Source organism: Natrarchaeobius chitinivorans, from assembly GCF_003841505.1.
GTDB classification, from domain to species: domain Archaea; phylum Halobacteriota; class Halobacteria; order Halobacteriales; family Natrialbaceae; genus Natrarchaeobius; species Natrarchaeobius chitinivorans.
The window spans coordinates 53302-70885 of record NZ_REGA01000001.1 but is presented as its reverse complement, the minus strand read 5'-3'; the positions used below and the strand labels follow the sequence as shown (position 1 = coordinate 70885).

At 64.6% G+C, this 17584-nt stretch carries 13 protein-coding genes and 1 tRNA gene; 5 read left to right on the top strand and 9 right to left on the bottom strand.

Annotation, left to right across the window (positions count from 1 at the left end):
* Positions 1-6: 6 nt before the first annotated feature.
* Positions 7-1299, bottom strand: a complete 1293-nt coding sequence (gene purD / locus EA473_RS00360; RefSeq protein WP_124193688.1) for a phosphoribosylamine--glycine ligase — start codon at positions 1297-1299, stop codon at positions 7-9.
* Positions 1300-1555: 256 nt separating this feature from the next.
* On the opposite strand from purD, the gene thyA reads away from it, so the two are divergent.
* The 4 genes from thyA (at position 1556) to EA473_RS00340 (ending at position 7139) form a co-directional block, all read left to right on the top strand.
* Positions 1556-2572: a thymidylate synthase gene (gene thyA, locus EA473_RS00355; RefSeq protein WP_124193687.1), complete on the top strand. Its 1017-nt coding sequence runs from the start codon at positions 1556-1558 to the stop codon at positions 2570-2572.
* Positions 2569-3126: a dihydrofolate reductase gene (locus tag EA473_RS00350; protein WP_124193686.1), complete on the top strand. Its 558-nt coding sequence runs from the start codon at positions 2569-2571 to the stop codon at positions 3124-3126. The genes thyA and EA473_RS00350 overlap by 4 nt, the downstream gene beginning before the upstream one ends.
* 197 nt (positions 3127-3323) lie before the next feature.
* On the top strand, positions 3324-6080 hold the full coding sequence (acnA, locus tag EA473_RS00345) for an aconitate hydratase AcnA (RefSeq protein WP_124193685.1): 2757 nt from the start codon (positions 3324-3326) through the stop codon (positions 6078-6080).
* Between the two features lie 270 nt (positions 6081-6350).
* Positions 6351-7139: a universal stress protein gene (locus EA473_RS00340; protein ID WP_124193684.1), complete on the top strand. Its 789-nt coding sequence runs from the start codon at positions 6351-6353 to the stop codon at positions 7137-7139.
* Between the two features lie 63 nt (positions 7140-7202).
* Here the strand turns inward: EA473_RS00340 and EA473_RS00335 are convergent, their stop codons facing one another.
* From EA473_RS00335 to EA473_RS00300, 8 genes are all read right to left on the bottom strand, one after another.
* Positions 7203-7490: a hypothetical protein gene (locus EA473_RS00335; protein ID WP_124193683.1), complete on the bottom strand. Its 288-nt coding sequence runs from the start codon at positions 7488-7490 to the stop codon at positions 7203-7205.
* Between the two features lie 521 nt (positions 7491-8011).
* Positions 8012-9259 carry an outer membrane protein assembly factor BamB family protein gene (locus tag EA473_RS00330; protein WP_124193682.1) on the bottom strand — a complete coding sequence of 416 codons (1248 nt, stop codon included), beginning with the start codon at positions 9257-9259 and terminating at the stop codon, positions 8012-8014.
* Positions 9260-9362: 103 nt separating this feature from the next.
* The gene (locus tag EA473_RS00325) at positions 9363-10001 is read right to left on the bottom strand and encodes a fibrillarin-like rRNA/tRNA 2'-O-methyltransferase (protein WP_207890130.1); all 639 of its coding nucleotides are present in this window, start codon (positions 9999-10001) and stop codon (positions 9363-9365) included.
* Positions 9994-10923 (bottom strand): NOP5/NOP56 family protein, encoded by a 930-nt coding sequence (locus EA473_RS00320; protein WP_124193680.1) that lies wholly within the window; start codon positions 10921-10923, stop codon positions 9994-9996. The genes EA473_RS00325 and EA473_RS00320 overlap by 8 nt, the downstream gene beginning before the upstream one ends.
* A 75-nt stretch (positions 10924-10998) precedes the next feature.
* Positions 10999-13374, bottom strand: coding sequence for an amino acid permease (locus tag EA473_RS00315; protein WP_124193679.1), 2376 nt, complete (start codon positions 13372-13374; stop codon positions 10999-11001).
* Between the two features lie 139 nt (positions 13375-13513).
* Positions 13514-14641: a DUF63 family protein gene (locus EA473_RS00310; protein WP_124193678.1), complete on the bottom strand. Its 1128-nt coding sequence runs from the start codon at positions 14639-14641 to the stop codon at positions 13514-13516.
* 25 nt (positions 14642-14666) lie between these two features.
* Complete coding sequence (locus EA473_RS00305) at positions 14667-15515, bottom strand: inositol monophosphatase family protein (protein ID WP_124193677.1); 849 nt, start codon at positions 15513-15515, stop codon at positions 14667-14669.
* A gap of 546 nt (positions 15516-16061) precedes the next feature.
* Positions 16062-16144: transfer RNA gene (locus tag EA473_RS00300), tRNA-Leu, on the bottom strand.
* 508 nt (positions 16145-16652) lie between these two features.
* Between EA473_RS00300 and EA473_RS00295 the strand changes: the two genes are divergently transcribed.
* The gene (locus tag EA473_RS00295) at positions 16653-17558 is read left to right on the top strand and encodes a DUF5794 domain-containing protein (protein ID WP_124193676.1); all 906 of its coding nucleotides are present in this window, start codon (positions 16653-16655) and stop codon (positions 17556-17558) included.
* The last annotated feature ends 26 nt before the right edge of the window (positions 17559-17584 follow it).

Here is a 17584-nt window from a genome sequence, read left to right as displayed (position 1 = left end):
ACCGCCTCAGTTCCCGCGCAGTTCCTCGACGTGGTCGATCCGCCGCTGGACGAGATCCGGTTTCCCGATGTCGTGGCGCATGTGCAATCCGTCGTCGCCGGCGACCGCGAGCGCGTCCTCTGCGATTTCCTCGGCCTCGGTGATCGAGTCTGCGATACCGACGACGGCGAACGAGCGCGAGGTCGTCGTGTAGATGCCGTCGTCGCGCTCGTCGACGCTGGCGTAGTAGAGCAAGGCGTCACCCGCGCTTTCTTCGTCGACCCGGACCTTCGCTCCCGCTTCGGGATCCGTCGGATACCCCTCGGGGACGGCGTACTTGCAGACGGTGGCCTGATCGGCGAACTCGAGTTCAGGCGGCCCCTCGCCGTCGCGGGCGGCGACGAGGACGTCGAGGAAGTCCGTCTCGAGGACGGGAAGCGTATTCATCGCCTCGGGGTCGCCAAAGCGGGCGTTGAACTCGACGACCCTGGGGCCTTCCGCCGTAAGCATGAACTGGCCGTAGAGGATGCCCCGGTAGTCCTCGAGCGCGTCGACGGTCGCCTCGATGATCGAGACGGCCTCGTCGTAGTCCTCGCTGGTCATGAACGGCAACTCGTTCGTCGCGTCGGAGTAACTCCCCATACCGCCCGTGTTCGGCCCCTCGTCGCCCTCGTAGGCCCGTTTGTGGTCCTGGACTGCGGGCGCAGTCTCGAACTCGCCGTTGGCGACGAACGCTTGGATCGTGAACTCCTCGCCGATCAGTCGCTCCTCTAAGACGATCCGGTCGTAGTCAGATTCGCGGATGTACTCTTTGCCCTCCTCGGCAGTGACCTGATCGCCGATAACTTTCACGCCCTTTCCGCCGGTGAGTCCGGCGGGCTTGATCGCGAGGTCGCCGTCGTACTCGTCGACGAACTCGCAGGCTGCCTCGGTATCCTCGAACGTCTCGAAGTCCGGACAGCCCGGGACGTCGTTTTCGGCCATGAACCGGCGCTGGAACGCTTTGTCCGTCTCGATCCGTGCGTCGGTCTCTTTCGGCCCGAACGCGTAGACGCCGGCCGCTTCGAGCGCGTCCGCGACGCCGGCCTCGAGGGGTGCTTCGGGGCCGATGACGGCGATCGTCGCGCCGACGTCCTCGGCGTACTCGACGACCGCGTCGGGATCGGTCGTCTCGAGGGATTCGAATCCGACGGCGATTCGAGCGATGCCGGGATTTCGGTTCCCGGCACAGGCATAGAGGTCGGCCTCGCTGTCCTCGAGTGTGCGCGCGATGGCGTGTTCGCGTCCACCACCGCCGATCAGCAGTACGATTTCTCTCATAATTGAGTACCGAACACACGTTGGTGTAAATGTTGTCCTTTTTCGACTTTCGGATATGCGTATTCGTGCATACCCGTGATGGTGATACTGTCGGACAGAAGTCAGTGAGAAGGCGGTCGCGAATTCGCGGCCGTCGCCATCGGTGACGGTCGCAGGGGTGCGACCGATCGTCGAATAGTTCTGTCCGACAGTATACGCCCGGACCGAACGATTGCGAGGGGCAATATTTTAGTTCGGGACTTCGAATAGCGCGCCAATGCAACAGTATCTCGAGCTCGTCGATAGCGCACTCTCTGGGGGCACCTACAAACCCAATCGGACCGGCGTCGACACGATTTCGTCGTTCAGCGAACACTACGAGGTCGACCTCGCGGAGGGGTATCCGCTGCTCACGACGAAGAAGATGGACGGCTACCGCTGGAACTCGATGATCCACGAGGTCTGCTGGTACCTCTCCGGGGAAGAACACGTTCGGAACCTCCAGGAGGAGACGAAGATCTGGGACGCGTGGGCCGACGACGAGGGACGGCTCGACACCGCGTACGGTCGGTTCTGGCGACGGTACCCGATTCCACAGGGCGATTCGCAACTCGAGGGCGAATCCTGGCCCGACGAAAGCGGGCGGTGGGTCACCGAAGAGGCCGACGGCCGGCGCACGTTCGATCAACTCCAGTACGTGATCGACACGCTGTCGGATTCGCCGACCTCGCGGCGACTCGTCGTCAACGCCTGGCACCCCGCGAACGCGGCCGTCTCGACGCTGCCACCGTGTCACTACTCGTTCGTCTTCAACGTTCAGGGCGATCGACTCAACTGTCACCTCACCCAGCGCTCGGGCGACATCGCACTCGGGATCCCGTTCAACATCGCCGCGTACGCGCTTTTGACGAAAGTCGTCGCCCAACAGACCGACCTGGTTCCCGGAACGTTCGCCCACACGGTCGTCGACGCGCACGTCTACTGCGGGCGGGGCGACCGCGGCGAGTGGTACGCCGACAACCTCGAGTCGCTTCAGTCCCGGCTGGCGGCGGTCGACGACCCCTCGGAGTACCTGGACGTCCGAGAGTGGCTCGAGGCCGAAGCGCCCGCAGAGGCCGACGGCGACGAACGGCTCGATCACGTCCCCGGGCTGCTCGAACAGCTCTCTCGGGACCCGCTCGAGCGGCCGACGCTCGAGGTAGCCGACGTTTCGATCGACGAACTGACCGCGAACGACGTCAGGCTGCGGGAGTACCAGTCTCACGAGGGAATCTCGTTCTCGGTGGCCGAATGACGGACCGGTCGACGAACCGCCCGGACCCGGACGCGGCCCTCGAGACCGACCGGGAACTCGTCGGGATCGTCGCCGTCGCCGACGACGGGACCATCGGGGACGACGGCGAGATGCCCTGGCACCTCCCAGAGGATCTGGCTCACTTCAAGGAGACGACGATGGACCATCCGGTCGTCATGGGGCGAGTGACCTACGAGGGCATTCTCGAGGCGCTCGGAGAACCGCTTCCCGGACGGACGACGATCGTCCTGACCTCACGGGACCTCGAGACCCCGGAAAACGCCGCGGTCGCGAACGGGCTTGCCGAAGCTCTCGACGCAGCAGACCGCGCCGCTCGAGCGCGCCACGACGACGTGGATCGGATCTTCGTCGCCGGCGGAGCGACCATCTACGAACAGTTCTTGCCCGCTCTCGATCGACTGATCGTCACCGAAGTACACGTCGATCCAGACGGCGACACGTCGTTTCCGGACTGGGACCGCGAGGGGTGGCGCGAGGTCTCTCGAGACGAGCGAGACGGGTTCGCGTTCGTCGAGTACGACCGGCGGGCGTAACCCTCGAGGGAGTCACACCTGCCGCCGTGCTGTCGGCCGAGGGGAGTCCTCACTCCTGAGACGGGAGTGGCGGTTTCGCCTGCTCGAGACGATACCGCGGTAGATACTATCTACCGAACCCGCCAAATGCGGGAGGTACGTGGGACGCTACGGCGGAATCTCGAGGCATTCAAATGGTGTGACTTCTAACTCGCCGTATGGTAACCGATGAGTTCTCGGAGGCGATCCGGGAGTTCGAACACGACGGCGAATCGTATCGGATGGCGGATCTTACGGTGCTCGAGGAACGGGGACTCTGTGATCTCGACTCGCTCCCGGTGAGCATTCGGATTCTCCTCGAGTCGGTGTTGCGAAACGCCGACGGCGAGATGATCGACGCCGAGGACGTCCGAAACGCCGCGTCCTGGGAGCCGGACGTTCCCGACGTCGAAGTTCCCTTTACCGTCTCGCGGGTCGTCTTGCAGGATCTGACCGGCGTTCCCGCGGTCGTCGACCTGGCGGCGCTCCGGTCGGCCGCCGAGCGAAAGGGCGTCGATCCGTCGGCCGTCGAACCCGAGGTGCCGTGTGACCTCGTGATCGACCACAGCGTGCAGGTCGACCACTTCGGCAGCGACGACGCCTACGAACAGAACGTCGAACTCGAGTACGAGCGAAACGAGGAGCGCTACCGCGCGATCAAGTGGGCCCAGCAGGCGTTCGACGAGTTCAACGTCGTCCCGCCGGGGACGGGGATCGTCCACCAGGTCAACCTCGAACACCTGGGACGGGTCGTCCACGACCGCGAGGTCGACGGCGAGCAGTGGCTGCTTCCGGACACGCTCGTCGGCACGGACAGCCACACCCCGATGATCGGCGGCATCGGCGTCGTCGGCTGGGGCGTCGGCGGCATCGAGGCCGAAGCGGCGCTGCTCGGCCAGCCGATCACCATGTCGCTGCCCGAAGTCGTCGGCGTCAGGCTGACCGGCGACCTCCCCGAGGGCGTGACCGCGACCGACCTCGTGCTCCACATCACCGAGCGCCTCCGCGAGGTCGGCGTCGTCGACAAGTTCGTCGAGTTCTTCGGCCCCGGCGTCTCGAAGCTCTCGGTCGCCGACCGAGCCACCATCTCGAACATGGCTCCCGAACAGGGATCGACGATCAGCATGTTCCCCGTCGACGAGAAGACCCTCGAGTACCTCGAGTTGACCGGCCGCGAACCGGACCACATCGAACTGGTCCGCGAGTACCTCGAGGCCCAGGGCCTGTTCGGCGAGCAGGAACCCGAGTACACCGATGTCGTCGAGTTCGACCTCGGCGACGTCGAGGCCAGCCTCGCCGGTCACAAGAAGCCCCACTCGCGCATCCCGATGGGCGACCTGGACGAACACTTCCCGGCGCTGTTAGAGGAGCAGGGCGTCGTCGACGGCGACGGAACTGCGGCCGGTTCGGACGTCGACGCGGGCGACGGAGCGCTCGTCGCCGACAGGGGACTCGACCTCGACGAGAAGGTTCCCGTCGAACTCGAGGACGGCACCGAGGTCGAGATCGGCCACGGCAGCGTCCTCGTCAGCGCGATCACGAGCTGTACGAACACGTCGAACCCGTCGGTGATGGTCGCCGCGGGGCTGCTCGCGCGCAACGCCGCAGAGAAGGGACTCGAGGTGCCCGAATACGTCAAGACGAGCCTCGCCCCCGGCAGCCGCGTCGTCACGGAGTACCTCGAGGCCTCGGGACTGCTCGAGGACCTAGAGGAGCTTGGCTACCACGTCGTCGGCTACGGCTGTACGACCTGCATCGGTAACACGGGTCCGCTCGCCGAACCGATCGAGGCGGCCATCGACGAGCACGACCTCTGGACGACCAGCGTGCTCTCGGGCAACCGCAACTTCGAAGCGCGGATCCACCCGAAGATCACCGCCAACTACCTCGCGAGCCCGCCGCTGGTCGTCGCCTACGGCCTCGCCGGCAAGATGGACGTCGACCTCGAGAACGAGCCGCTTGGAACGGACGACGACGGTGAGCCGGTCTACCTCGAGGACGTCTGGCCGGACGCCGAGGAGGTCCGCGAGACGATCCACGAGAGCGTCTCGCCCGAGATGTTCGAGGAGAAGTACGCGAGCGTCTTCGAGGGCGACGAACGCTGGGAGTCCCTCGACGCACCGTCGGGCGACGTCTACGACTGGGACTCCGAGTCGACGTACATCCGCGAGCCGCCGTTTTTCACGGACTTCCCGCTCGAAAAACCCGGCGTCGAGAACGTCGACGACGCGCGCGCCCTGTTGACCCTGGGCGACACCGTCACGACCGACCACATCAGCCCGGCCGGTCCGTTCGGCGAGGACCTGCCCGCCGGACAGTGGCTGAAAGAACGCGGCGTCGAACCCTACGAGTTCAACACCTACGGCTCGCGACGGGGTAACCACGAGGTGATGATGCGGGGCACCTTCGCGAACGTCCGCATCGAAAATCAGATGCTCGACGGCAAGCAGGGCGGCTACACCGTCCACCACCCCACGGACGAGGAGACTACCGTCTTCGAGGCCTCCGAACGCTACCGCGAGGAGGGAACGCCGCTGGTCGTCATGGCCGGCGACGAACTCGGCACCGGCTCGAGTCGCGACTGGGCGGCCAAGGGGACCGATCTGCTCGGCATCCGCGCGACCATCGGCAAGAGCTACGAGCGCATCTATCGCGACAACCTCATCGGCATGGGCGTCCTTCCGCTCCAGTTCGCCGAGGGCGAGGGCTGGGAGGAACTCGGCCTCGACGGCTCCGAACACTACACCATCGAGGGCCTCGAGGACGGCCTCGAGCCCAACGCCGAACTGACCGTCACGGCCGAACGCGAAGACGGCGAGACGACCGAGTTCGACGTGATCGCACAGGTCGACACGCCCGCGGCGGTCGAGTACGTCGAAAACGGCGGCGTCCTCCACCTCGTACTCCGTCGGCTGCTCACCTCCGAACTGAACTGAGCGCTCTGGGTCGCTCGCGGGTTATCCCGCTGACCTCGTCGGTGCGAAACGTTTCCTCGAGGGGACACACACGGCTCACGGCTGGGAGGTACCACACTGTCGGCCGTGACGGCGTTTGTCCGATCGAAGGAAGTCGGTCACGACGAATCGGAAGTCAACCGGCCGCCGTGTATCCGGTCCATATCGGAGTGAGCGCTATCGGTACCGGCCGTCGTCTCCCACGAAGCACCTGCAAAACTATACCAATTGTTCACAAATAGCTAGGGCAGGATGTACAGGATACTCGTTCCGGTCGATACGGACCTGGGTCGTGCGCTGCATCAGGCGAAACACGTCGCTCGCGTCGCCAACTCCGGAGCAGATATCGAAGCGACCGTCCTCCACGTGACGCCGGAATGGCGTCAACGGAGATTCTCGGAGAACGATGCGGCGGTTGAGGCGGTCGAACACCTCGAGGCCGAAGGGGTTCCGGTGACCCGTGCCCTCGAACAGGGAAAGGTCTCCCAACGGATCGTCGAGGTGGCAGACGAGCGAGAGATCCACGAAATCGTCATGGGCGGGCGAAAGCACTCGGGGGTCACCATGGCCGTCATCGGGAGTATCGTTCAGGACGTGGTTCTCTCGGCCGATCGGCCGGTGACGATCACCGGAAGTACCGATAGTCCCGCTGGTGAGACGTATCAGGTGCTGGTTCCGGTCGACGCCGACGAACAGCGAGCGCGACGCCAGGCGAACTACGTCGCCACCCTCCCCACCGCGCCGGACGCTATCGCGGCCACGATTCTCCACGTCGAATCAGAACACACGACGCGCGGATTCTCCGACTTCGACGCAGCAGTGACCGCCGCGGATACACTCGCGGAGGCGGGCGTCCCCGTCGAACGCGTCACCGCCAGCGGCAACGTCTCGGAGCAAATCCTCACTCACGCGACGGACCTGAACGTCAACGACATCGTCATGGGTGGTCGGAAGCGATCGGCCGTCCAGAAAGTCGTTCTCGGGAGTATCTCCCAGGAAATCGTCACCTCCGCCGACCGACCGGTTACGATCACCGGTTGAAGCGCGCCCGGACATCCCGACTGGGGATTGGACTCGCTCGAGCGATCGCCGTCTCGATTCTCTCTACGCGCCCGTTCGGGGGTTCGTATGGAACTCGAGGAGTCCGATACCGGCGACGCAGTCGGGACAGAACGGCTTCGTGACGGCCGCATAGCGTCCGTCGAGTTCGGGGCAGGGTTCACTCGAGATGCGGATCACTCGATCCGCCCGAACCGGATCGCCACAGCGATCGCAGACGCACTCGAGTCTGTCGGTGCTTCCCGCGTCGGCGGCCTCGCGTCCGGAACTCATCGGCGCGGCCTCGAGGGGCCGATCGATCGACTCGAGTCCTGGGAGGGTGAGCATCGCCATCGGCAACGACGTCGACACCGCGGCGAACGCCGCCGAAGCTGGCGAGTACTGCGGCGTCGGTCCTCGAGGTTTCCGATGGAGTAGTCGCTATTCGGGATGTGGAACTGATCGGGAACGATACCTCCCTGTCGTGCGAGACCTTTTTGTCTCGGTAGCGGTAACGAAAGCATGGCAACCGAACGTGAGATCGTTTGGGCAGCCACTCGCCTCGGGTGCCTGTAACACCCGGGGCATTTCGATACGCATGCCCCCGCGTCCTCATTTCTGGGGCGAGCGGTTCCCATCGTAACAATAACTCTGTATTATAATATAATTACTGGTGTTCTATGAATGAATGGTTGGGTGGCGTTCGAGACGGTCCGTGGGTCAACTCGAGACCACCAGCCTGACCCGGAAACCCCGCGAGCGGCCGACCCGATACTGGCTGTTCGCTTCGGACCCGTTCGTACGACAGAAGCTGCCGCTGCAGGCTCTTTTACCGTTTAAAACGGGCTGACAATAATTCCGAACGACGGACCGCGTTAGGCCTCCTCGAGCGCGTAGACGTTTCCGTCCCTGCTGCCGACGTAGACGACGCCGTCGACGACCGCTGGGGAACTCGGGATCCCGCCGTCGGTCGAGAACCGCCACCTGGTCTCCCCGTCTTCCGCCGAGAGTGCGTAGACGTAGGTGTCCTCGTTGCCGACGTAGAGCGTATCGCCGACGGCGGCCGCGCTGGATCGAATCTGCTGGAAACCGCTCGTGGACCAGTAAAACGTCTCCGGATCTCCCGGTTCGTCGTCACCGTCGTCGGGTTCTGCGACCTCGCTCGAGAGCGCGTACATACTGTTGTCGAAGCTGCCGACGTAGACGACGTTCCCGATGACCGCCGGACTCGCGGTTACCGATCCCTCCGTCAGGAACGTCCAGCGGGCCTCGCCGGACTCCGCGTCGATCGAGTAGACGTGGTCGTCGTTACTCCCGACGTAGACGACTCCGTCCGCGACCGTCGGTCTGCTCTGGATCCAGTCGTCGGTCTCGAACTCCCACTGTTGCTCGCCGGAATCGGCGTCGACCGCGTACAGCGACTGGTCGCCGCTGCCGACGTAGACCGTGCCGTCGTCGACCGCGGGTGCGCGCTGTATCGACCCCTCGGTCTCGAACCCGTGGCGTACCGAATCCTCGATCTCGAACTCCCACTGGTGCTCGCCGTCGTCGACCGACAGCGCGTAGAGGTTGTTGTCGGTGCTCCCGACGTAGACAACGTCGTCGACGACGGTCGGGCTCCCGGAGACCATTCCATCCGTTTCGAACTCCCACTGGTGCTCGCCGTCGTCGGCCGACAGCGCGTAGACTGAGCCGTCCTCGCTGCCGACGTACACCGTTTCGTCGACGACCGCCGGACTGCTCGAGACCGAGTCGCCGGTCCCCACGCGCCAGCGTTCCTCGCCGTCGTCGGCCGCGATCGCGTACACGGATCCGTCGTCGCTGCCGACGTAGACGACGTCGTCGACGACCGCCGGACTGCTGTAGACGGCTCCGTCGGTCGGAAACGTCCAGCGCGCCTCGACGTCTTCCGTTGGACCCTGACCGGGTGCACGACCCGTGTTCTGTGCGTCGAACTGGAACGCCCGCCAGTCGTCGCTCTCGTCGGGGTCTCCCGGCTCGACGTCCAGTACGGCGTCGTCCGGACCGCCGTCGTCCGGATCGTCGAAACAACCCGCCAACCCAACGACACAGGCCGTCGCGGCTCCGCGAAGGAATCCGCGTCGGTCACGTACACTCCTCATTTCGGATACAGAACTATCGTAAACAGAGCCATATATGCTTCTCGTAATAGATCCACCGGTCCGATCACGTTCCGGATCCGCGTCCCCGCAACGCGGACCGCCGTCACCGCGGCCGCGCGACGATTCCCAGGTGGTCCTCGTGATAGGGCTCGAGCCGTCGTTGCTCGAGCAGTTCGTACCCATCCTCGAGGGTTGCACACACATCGTCGAAGACGCCCGCGGGCTCCCGGGTGACGTCTTCGCTTCGAGCTTTGACGGCGAGGAGCAACCGACCGTCGTCGTCGAGAAACCGTCGGTTCTCGAGGGCGACCCGGGCCTGTCCACGCGTCGCGACGTCCTGAACGATGGCGTCGACGTTCGACTCGACGACGTGACCGTACGTCTCCGGCTTGCGGGCGTCCGCGAGCAACGGGAAGAGGCGGGGACGGGGGGCCCCAGCCTCGAGCAGATCCCTGGTCGGTCGCGGGGCGAACTCGACGGCGTAAGTCGGTCCCGCGAAGTCGGCGACGTGACTCACCGTCGTCCCGCTGGCAGCGCCGAGATAGAGCACGGATTCGCCGCCGGAAAGCCCCGTCTCCATCTCGAGGGCGAGCATCGCGCCGAGTTTCGACCGGTGGGGGTTCCAGGCGCGCCACTCCCCGTCCGTCGGTTCGCCGTAGACCGGTTCGCCGCGGGTAGCCAGACGTTCGGTCCCGTCGAACTCGCGGCGCTCGACGCCGACCGGGAGCGAACCGTCACTCATCGGTACCTCCGCGAGCGTCGGTGTCGGCATCGTCGCTCCCGTCGCCGGGATCGATGTCGTCCTCCGCCGTATCGCCCCCAGTTCGCGCCTGGATCGTCTCGATCCGGTCGGTCAGCTCCCCCTCGAGTTCGGGCTTTCGCTCGCCGGAGTAGTGGTCGACCCGTGCGGCGATCGCGAGTTTGCCCGCGAGTGCGCGAGCGGCCGACCCCCGTTCGTCGGGGTGGGTCCCTCGAACCGCGTCGTGAACGTAGATTATCCCGTGTTTGGGCGAGGGGGCGTGCCCCCGCAGGTGGGCGAACAGCGCGTCCTCCGCGCCGAGGACCTGGATCGTCCCGCTTGGCTTTTTCGCCAGGTTCTCGAGGCCACCGGCGAGCGAGATCAGTCGCGCCGCGAGAACGGGCCCCGCGAGGGAAGCCAGATTCGGGGCGACGGTCGGCGTCCGTCGTTCGACGAACTCTCGTAACTCGTCGGCATCGTCGCCGAGGTCGGCGACTCGTTCGGCCAGCGAGGCGATCCGTCGATCGTCGGTATCGAGTTCCCGGTGCCCATCGGCCAGTTCCCGGGCGTACTCGATGCCGGTTCCGGCGTCGGGGTCGACGGTTCCAGCCCACTCGGCGAGTCGCTCCGCGAGCTCGTTCGCGGTGCGTTCGCAGTCGTCCATCGCCCGAATGGCATGAACGAGCTGGCGGTCGTCCGCTCGCTCGGCTTCGGAGACGGCCGCCTCCGCGGCTCGCGTCGTCGCCTCTTTCAAGATGTCGTAGTACTCCCGCTCGTCGTCGGCGAAGCCGGAGCCGACGGCGAGCGTCGGCCAGTCACGAGGCGTTGCCTGTCTCTCCTCGCGAATCGCCGTCGCACCCGCCTCGAGGTCGTCCGGATCGACGCCGGCGAACCATCCCCCGGCTGTCGGGGCGTCGTCGCTCATACCTCCACCTACCGACCGGACTCGTATATGCGTTCCCGAACGCGAAGGAGAGAGCGACCGACCGCAACACCGATCTCAGCGTCCGAACAGCCGTTCGCGTAGCGACCGCGATGTCGGCTGTTCAGCGAGAAGGACGGAACAGTCGACGTCGTTGACGACGTCGTAGGCGAGCGAGCCGCGAAGGAGCCTCGAGAGGAGGCCGCGCTCGGTCGCGCCGATGACGAGAAGCGAATGATCGCTCGCGGCGGTCGCGATCGCTTCCTCGACGTTCCCCGACGCGTCGATCCGGATCTCCGCGTCCTCGAGACCGCGTTCCGTTGCCCACTCGGTCAGGAACGTCTCGCCGTCGGATCGCTGGGTTTCGTCGTCGACGACGTGCAAGAGCGTGATATCCGCGTCGGTCTGTGTGCGCAGATCGCGAGCGACTTCCGCGCTGAGATCGGAGTCCGGCCCGCCCGCAGTCGGCACCAGCACGCTGTCGATCTCGATGCCCCGGTCGTTCAGAACCAGGAAGTCACACGGAAGGTTCTGTGTGAGTTCATCGAGCGGCCCTTCGGCCCGGCCTGCACTCCACGGTCGGCCGGGACCCCACCCCATGACGACCGTGTCGGCTCGTTCGCGTCGGGCGACGTCGAACACTTCCTCGAACGAGCGGTGGGAGACGACGGTTCGAACGTCGACCGGAACGTCGAGCGTCTCCGTGCTCTCGCGGACCCGGTTCATGAGCGTCTGAGACTCCTCGTCGATCCGCCGGAGGTGTTCGGAGCCCTCCTCGAGCGGCGTCTGGTCGGGAACCTCGACGATGTGGACGGCTAGGACGCGCCCGTCGTTGGACTTCGCGAGGACGCTCGCGAGCGAGAGGAGTTCGGCCTCGGTCCGGGGATTCGAAACCGGCACGACGACCGTGTGTTCGTCGCTGGTCGGCTGAACTGCGCTCGCGGCGGTAACCGCGGCGTCGGGCATTTCGGCCGATCGGTCCAGGATGTACGTACCGAGCAGCCCCTCGAGTTCGGTCTCGGTTCTGGCGTACCAGAAGTACCACGCGACCGCGAAGACGACGAACGCCGCGCTGATCAGGACCGCCGTCCCGTCCATGAAGTAGATCAGTCCCAGCGAGAGGATAAAGCCGAGAATCGGGGTAAGCGGGTAAAACGGCACCTCGAAGTCCGGATCGTACTCCGGCGGGTTCGTCTCCCGGAAGACGACCAGCGAGGCGTTGATCAGCGCGTAAACGACGAGGTGTAACACGCTCGCCGCACTCGCCAGGATTTCGACGGTCTCTCCGAGGCCGACGATGAAAACGACGATCATCAAGCCGGTGACGGCGATCGATCGGTACGGCGTCGCGAATTTGGGATGAATTTCGTTGAGTTTTGGGGTGACGATCTTGTCCCGTCCCATCGCGAAGTTGATCCGTGCCGACGCGAGAATGGAGGCGTTCGCGCTCGAGGCCGTCGCCAACAGCGCGCCGAGGGTGATCGACGTCACGCCGATTCCGAGAATCGGAATCTCGAACCCGACGACCGCGAACTGGTAGTCGAAGACGATTTCGGCCGCGTAGGACATCGGCGCGTTCTCGACTTCCTCGAGGAAGAACTCCGCGTGTGGGATCAGTCCCATCAGCAGGCCGACCAGAATCGTGTAGATCACCATCACGATGCCGACGCTGCCGATGATGGCGAGGGGGAGATTTCGGCCGGGATTTTTGAGTTCCTCGCCGATCGTCGCGATCTTCGCGTAGCCGAGATAGGAGACGAAGACGAGCGCTGCGCCGGGGAGGATCGCGGCCGTTCCCTCGGGTGCGAGGCTGCCGTCTGCGGTCACGGTCGCCCAGTCGAACGAGAAGAAGCCGACGATGGCGAAAATCGTGAGGATGCCCAGCAGGAGGGTGACGATGGCGGTCTGGATGCCACCGGTCTCTTTCGCGCCCATGTAGTTGACGCCGACGAAGACGATGCCGGCGATGATCGCCCCGATCTGGATCTCGTTGAGCGTGAGCGCGATCTCGAGGCTTCCGAGCGCGACCGTCCCCAGGTCGATTTCCGGAAGCAACGCGACCGAACCGAGAACGGGAATCGAGATCGTCGTCCCGTCGAGCATGTCGGCGAGGTAGCCGCCGAAACCGATACAGTAGAACGCGCTCGCGAACGCGAGGCCGATCCAGTCGCCCATCCCCGAAATCGACCCGAAAAGCGGCCCGAGCGCGCGATTGATGTAGTAGTACGCTCCGCCGGCTTTCGGCATCGCCGTCCCGAGTTCGCTCACCGAGAGCGCGTTCACCATGGCGATCATGCCGCCGATGATAAACGAGAGGACGACTGCAGGGCCGGCTTCCTGGGCGGCGATGCCCGGGAGAACGAAAATGCCCGCACCGATCATCGTCCCGATCCCGATCGCGAGCGCGGAGATCAACCCGAGGTCCTTGGCGAGTTCTTCTTCGGATTCACTCATATTTGTGCCCCGCTTTTACCAAAACCGAACATAGATGGGATATCATTTTTCCTTCACAGTCTGCTTCTCGTTGCTGATACAGTAACCCACGTCGGAGACTCCTCTTAAACTATTTGTTCGCGGAACGTTCCTGTTACTGCTATACGCCGAACGTCGCCCGCAACATGTCTCGAGTCCCGGGGCCGAGTCCGACGGCGACGACGGTGATCATCAACAAGATCGCGTACCGGGGGCTCTCCTCGAACACTTCCTCGTTGAAGATCCAGATGACGACGACGGCGGCAACGAGTTTGACGATCAGGAACGGCCAGGCCTGCCCGGTAACGTCGACGACGCTCGCCGGAAGCATCGACCCCGTCACGTTGACGATCGCCTCGTTGACGGGGTGTTTCGGGATCAGGTTCTGGCTGTGGCCGAACGCGACCGCCCAGTCGAGGCCGATCACGTTCGCGACGCCGTCGACCGCGTGCGCCCAGATGACGACGACACCCATGTATCTGGTTCCGCGATTGATGTCCGGTGCGAGCCACTCGATCCCGTACCACGTGATTGCCGTTGCCACAGTCGCTCCGACGAGCGTCGTCAACAGAAGCCACGGATAGAACGTCGCGTACGGCTCCGTCGCCGCGACGAACCCGAGGTAGCCGACCGTCACCGCGAGCAGCCCCGTTCCGATCGCCGCCAGCGGGTACTCATAGCCCGACACGTGATCGTTTCGCTCGAGCCAGACCGACGCGACGACCGCGACGAGCGTGACGAGGAAGACGGTGAAGTAGATCAGCGGACTGATGAGAAAGCCCGACCACGGCAACTCGATGGCGAGTTCCCCGGTGTCACGGAACGCAGCGACGTTGGCGTCCTCGACGACGCGCAGCGCCCCGCCGAAGAGCATGAACGGGAACAGCGCGTAGAACCCCGCACGGTAGCGGTCGATGTTCAATCGTCTGACGAGCAGGACGATTCCGGTCAGAAACAGGATAAGCGTCGGGATGTACCCGGCGTAGGAGACGAACGTGTAGCCCGGAGACGCCGTCGGCCCGGCGTCCGCGCCCGCTTCGTTGCAGGGTACCTGTTCACCACCTGCCCAGGCGACACAGCCCCAGCCGTGTGCGTCCGCGACGACCGGTCCCCAGTAGTACTGCCAGATGAGGTCGACGTACACCCGCTCTGGAAATACGGCGGCGGCGAGTGTCACGACCCCAGCAAGGAGAGCGACGACGGCGGCCCAGACCCGCATCGGACCGTGTCGCTCGATGAACTCGTTCATAATCGATATCCGTCGTGGTGGGCGCTTACCGTTTCCGGTTTCCGTCGTTCTCGGACCGTCCCGATTCCACCCGGCTATCGATACTCCGGGCAGCCTCGAGCAACTCGTCGTGAATACCGCCGTTCGAGGCGACCAGGCCGACGCTGTCGTGTCGCCAGCGCTCCCCCTCGAGATCCGTGACGAGGCCGCCCGCCTCACGGATCAAACCGACCCCGCCAACCGTATCCCACGGGTTCGCTCGAAGGTTGGTCACGACGCCGTCGAGCGCACCCGAAGCCACCATCGCGAGCACGAGCTGCGCACAGCCGTACCGGCGCATATCGCCGAAGCGAGTGACGAGCGCTCGAGTCATAGCAGCGTACTGATCCCGTTCGTCGAACCCCCACCAGAACGTCGGACAGACGGTCGCCGCCTCGGGATCGGTTCGGTCACTGACCGAGAGCGGGTCGCCGTTCAGAAACGCGCCCTCCGGGCCGAACCGATAGGTATCGGAGAGTGCCGGACAGACCGTACCAGCGGCGACCGGCTCGCCGTCGACGACGGCCGCCACCGCGGTTCCGAACGCGCGATTTCCGCGGACGTAGTTGTTCGTCCCGTCGATCGGATCGACGATCCAGGCGGGTCCGTCGTCGGGTACCCGTTTGCGCGCGTCGTTTTCCTCTCCGACGATCGGATCCGTCGGAAACGTCTCGCGGATACCGTCGATGACCGCCTCCTGGGCGTCCTTGTCGGCCTGGGTAACGACGTCCGTCTTGCCGTCTTTCAGTTCGACGTCGAGATCGCTCCGAAACGAATCAGCCGCGATCTCCGCACCGGCCTGGGCCGCTCGAACGGCGACGTCCGCTCGCCGTTCTGTCGACTCGTGTTCGCTCATTGATCTTCGTCCGGTTTCCGGGGTGAAAAGCTGTCGGAATCCCCGACCGACGTTGTCTCGACCCCCACCGAACTCGACTGGCGAGAGCCGTGGCTTCTCGAGGTGAGCTGCGGAGAATCGTTGCGAGGGAAGATCCCGCGTAGGACCTTCTGCATTTTCGCTCGGCACGGTGTGTGCCTCGCTGCAATGCGAGGGGAGGGAATCGAACCACCTCCGAGAACCTGCGCGAAGCGCAGAACCTCGGCGTCATTCTATCCCTCCGTGCATTTTTACTCGGCACGATATGTGCCTCGCTGCAATGCGAGGGGAGGGAATCGAACCCACGAACCACGGGAAGACGGTCGTGCTCACTTCGTTCGCACGCTGCGACTTCCTTGCCTTCGCTCACTCCGTTCGCGAAGATCCTCCGAGAGCGGATCTTGCCCTCCGATCTGTAGACGATCGTCTGTCGGTGTTCTTTGAGTGGACCTGGAGAATCTTTGCGAGGGAAGATCCCGCGTAGGACCTTCTGCATTTTCGCTCGGCACGGTATGTGCCTCGCTGCAATGCGAGGGGAGGGAATCGAACCCACGAACTCCTACGAGAGCGGATCTTGAGTCCGCCGCCGTTGACCGCTTGGCTACCCTCGCACGCAGTGTGCAGTTGCGCACTCACCGGGTTAAATCGTCCGATTCCGATCCAGGAAGATGACGATCGCCGCCGCTCGAGAGGTCTTTCGCTCGAGACCGGCGGTAACGTCACCGACGATATATCGAGCGATCGTCGGAGTTCCGGGGGCGGACGTCCGTAGAGTGAATCCCTTGCCGATCTCAAAATTCGAGTCCCAGATCTGTACATTACGTCTCGATTTCGAACGATCGTGGCGAGATCCTACTGGATCGTGAAATCGTCTCTCACACAACGTTTATTGAACATCCCCGCCTGGGTTTGGGTATGTACGCTGTGAGTTCCAGCGCATCCCGAATCGGCGGCCGGACGAGCGACGACTCCGCCTCCTTCTTCAAATTCGGGAATATGACATTCATGCTCACAGCGCGAGGCCGTAAATGGACGGACTGGAACCCGCTCTCCCAGTCGGTACGTTATCGTCCACTCCATCACCCAACGGCCTCGGGTCACGGCCACCATCCGTGAGCGATGAGCACCTCTGAACATCCGGTCGCCCTCCGCCTAGAGCGGATCGTCGGCGGCGACACGAAGCTGTTAGCCCTGGTCATGATGCTGCCGTTGATCGACGGCGTCTTTCCGGCGTTGATCCTCGCCGGGGCACTAGACGATCCGCTGGGAGCGATCCAGGTCGGACTGTTGATCTTCGGCGGAAGCGCCACCGTCGCGGTGATCCTCGCCGAGATGTCCGGAACGCCCCGGGAACAGGCGACGATCGTCCTGCTCGTCGGAATTCCGTTGATCCTGCTGGCAGCCATCCAGGCGGCACTCGCACCGGCGATCGGAAGCGTCCTCGACGACGCGATCATCGATCGGTTCGCGGCGCTGGTCATCCTCGCCATCGCAGCCAAAACCGCAAGCGCAACCATCGGCGAGTATCTCCCGAGCCCTGCCGTCATCATCGGTCTGGGGCTGGTCGCCAGTCTCGATCTCAACGGCGCCGCGTTCGTCCTCATGGACGACCCCGCACTCGTTGCGAACGCGACGCTTGCCGCAGCTATCGGCGTCGGCTTCGCGTTGGCGGTCGCCCTGAGCGGGCCGTACCTCCGCGAGTACATGGACATCGACCGCTTCCGATTCGGTAGTGCGGTCGCACTCGGCCTCCTCCCGCTTTCGCTCCTCGGGTTCGCCTTCGGGCAGGCCCCGCTCGCGGCCCTCGTCGTCGCCGCCCTCTTCGCGCTCGACTTTTCGTTCGATCGCGACGACGAGTCGGACGACGACGAGACGTTCTTCCCGGCCGTCGGCACGGGTCCGTTGCCCGATGGCGGACTCACCGACTCGGAATCGGACTCGAGCGAGTCCGCGGACGACGACGAGGCCGATCCGTACCCCGGCGACGACACGACCGAAACCGAGGGACGCGTCCCGTGGCTGTGACCCGAATCGAAACCACTTTAGGCAGC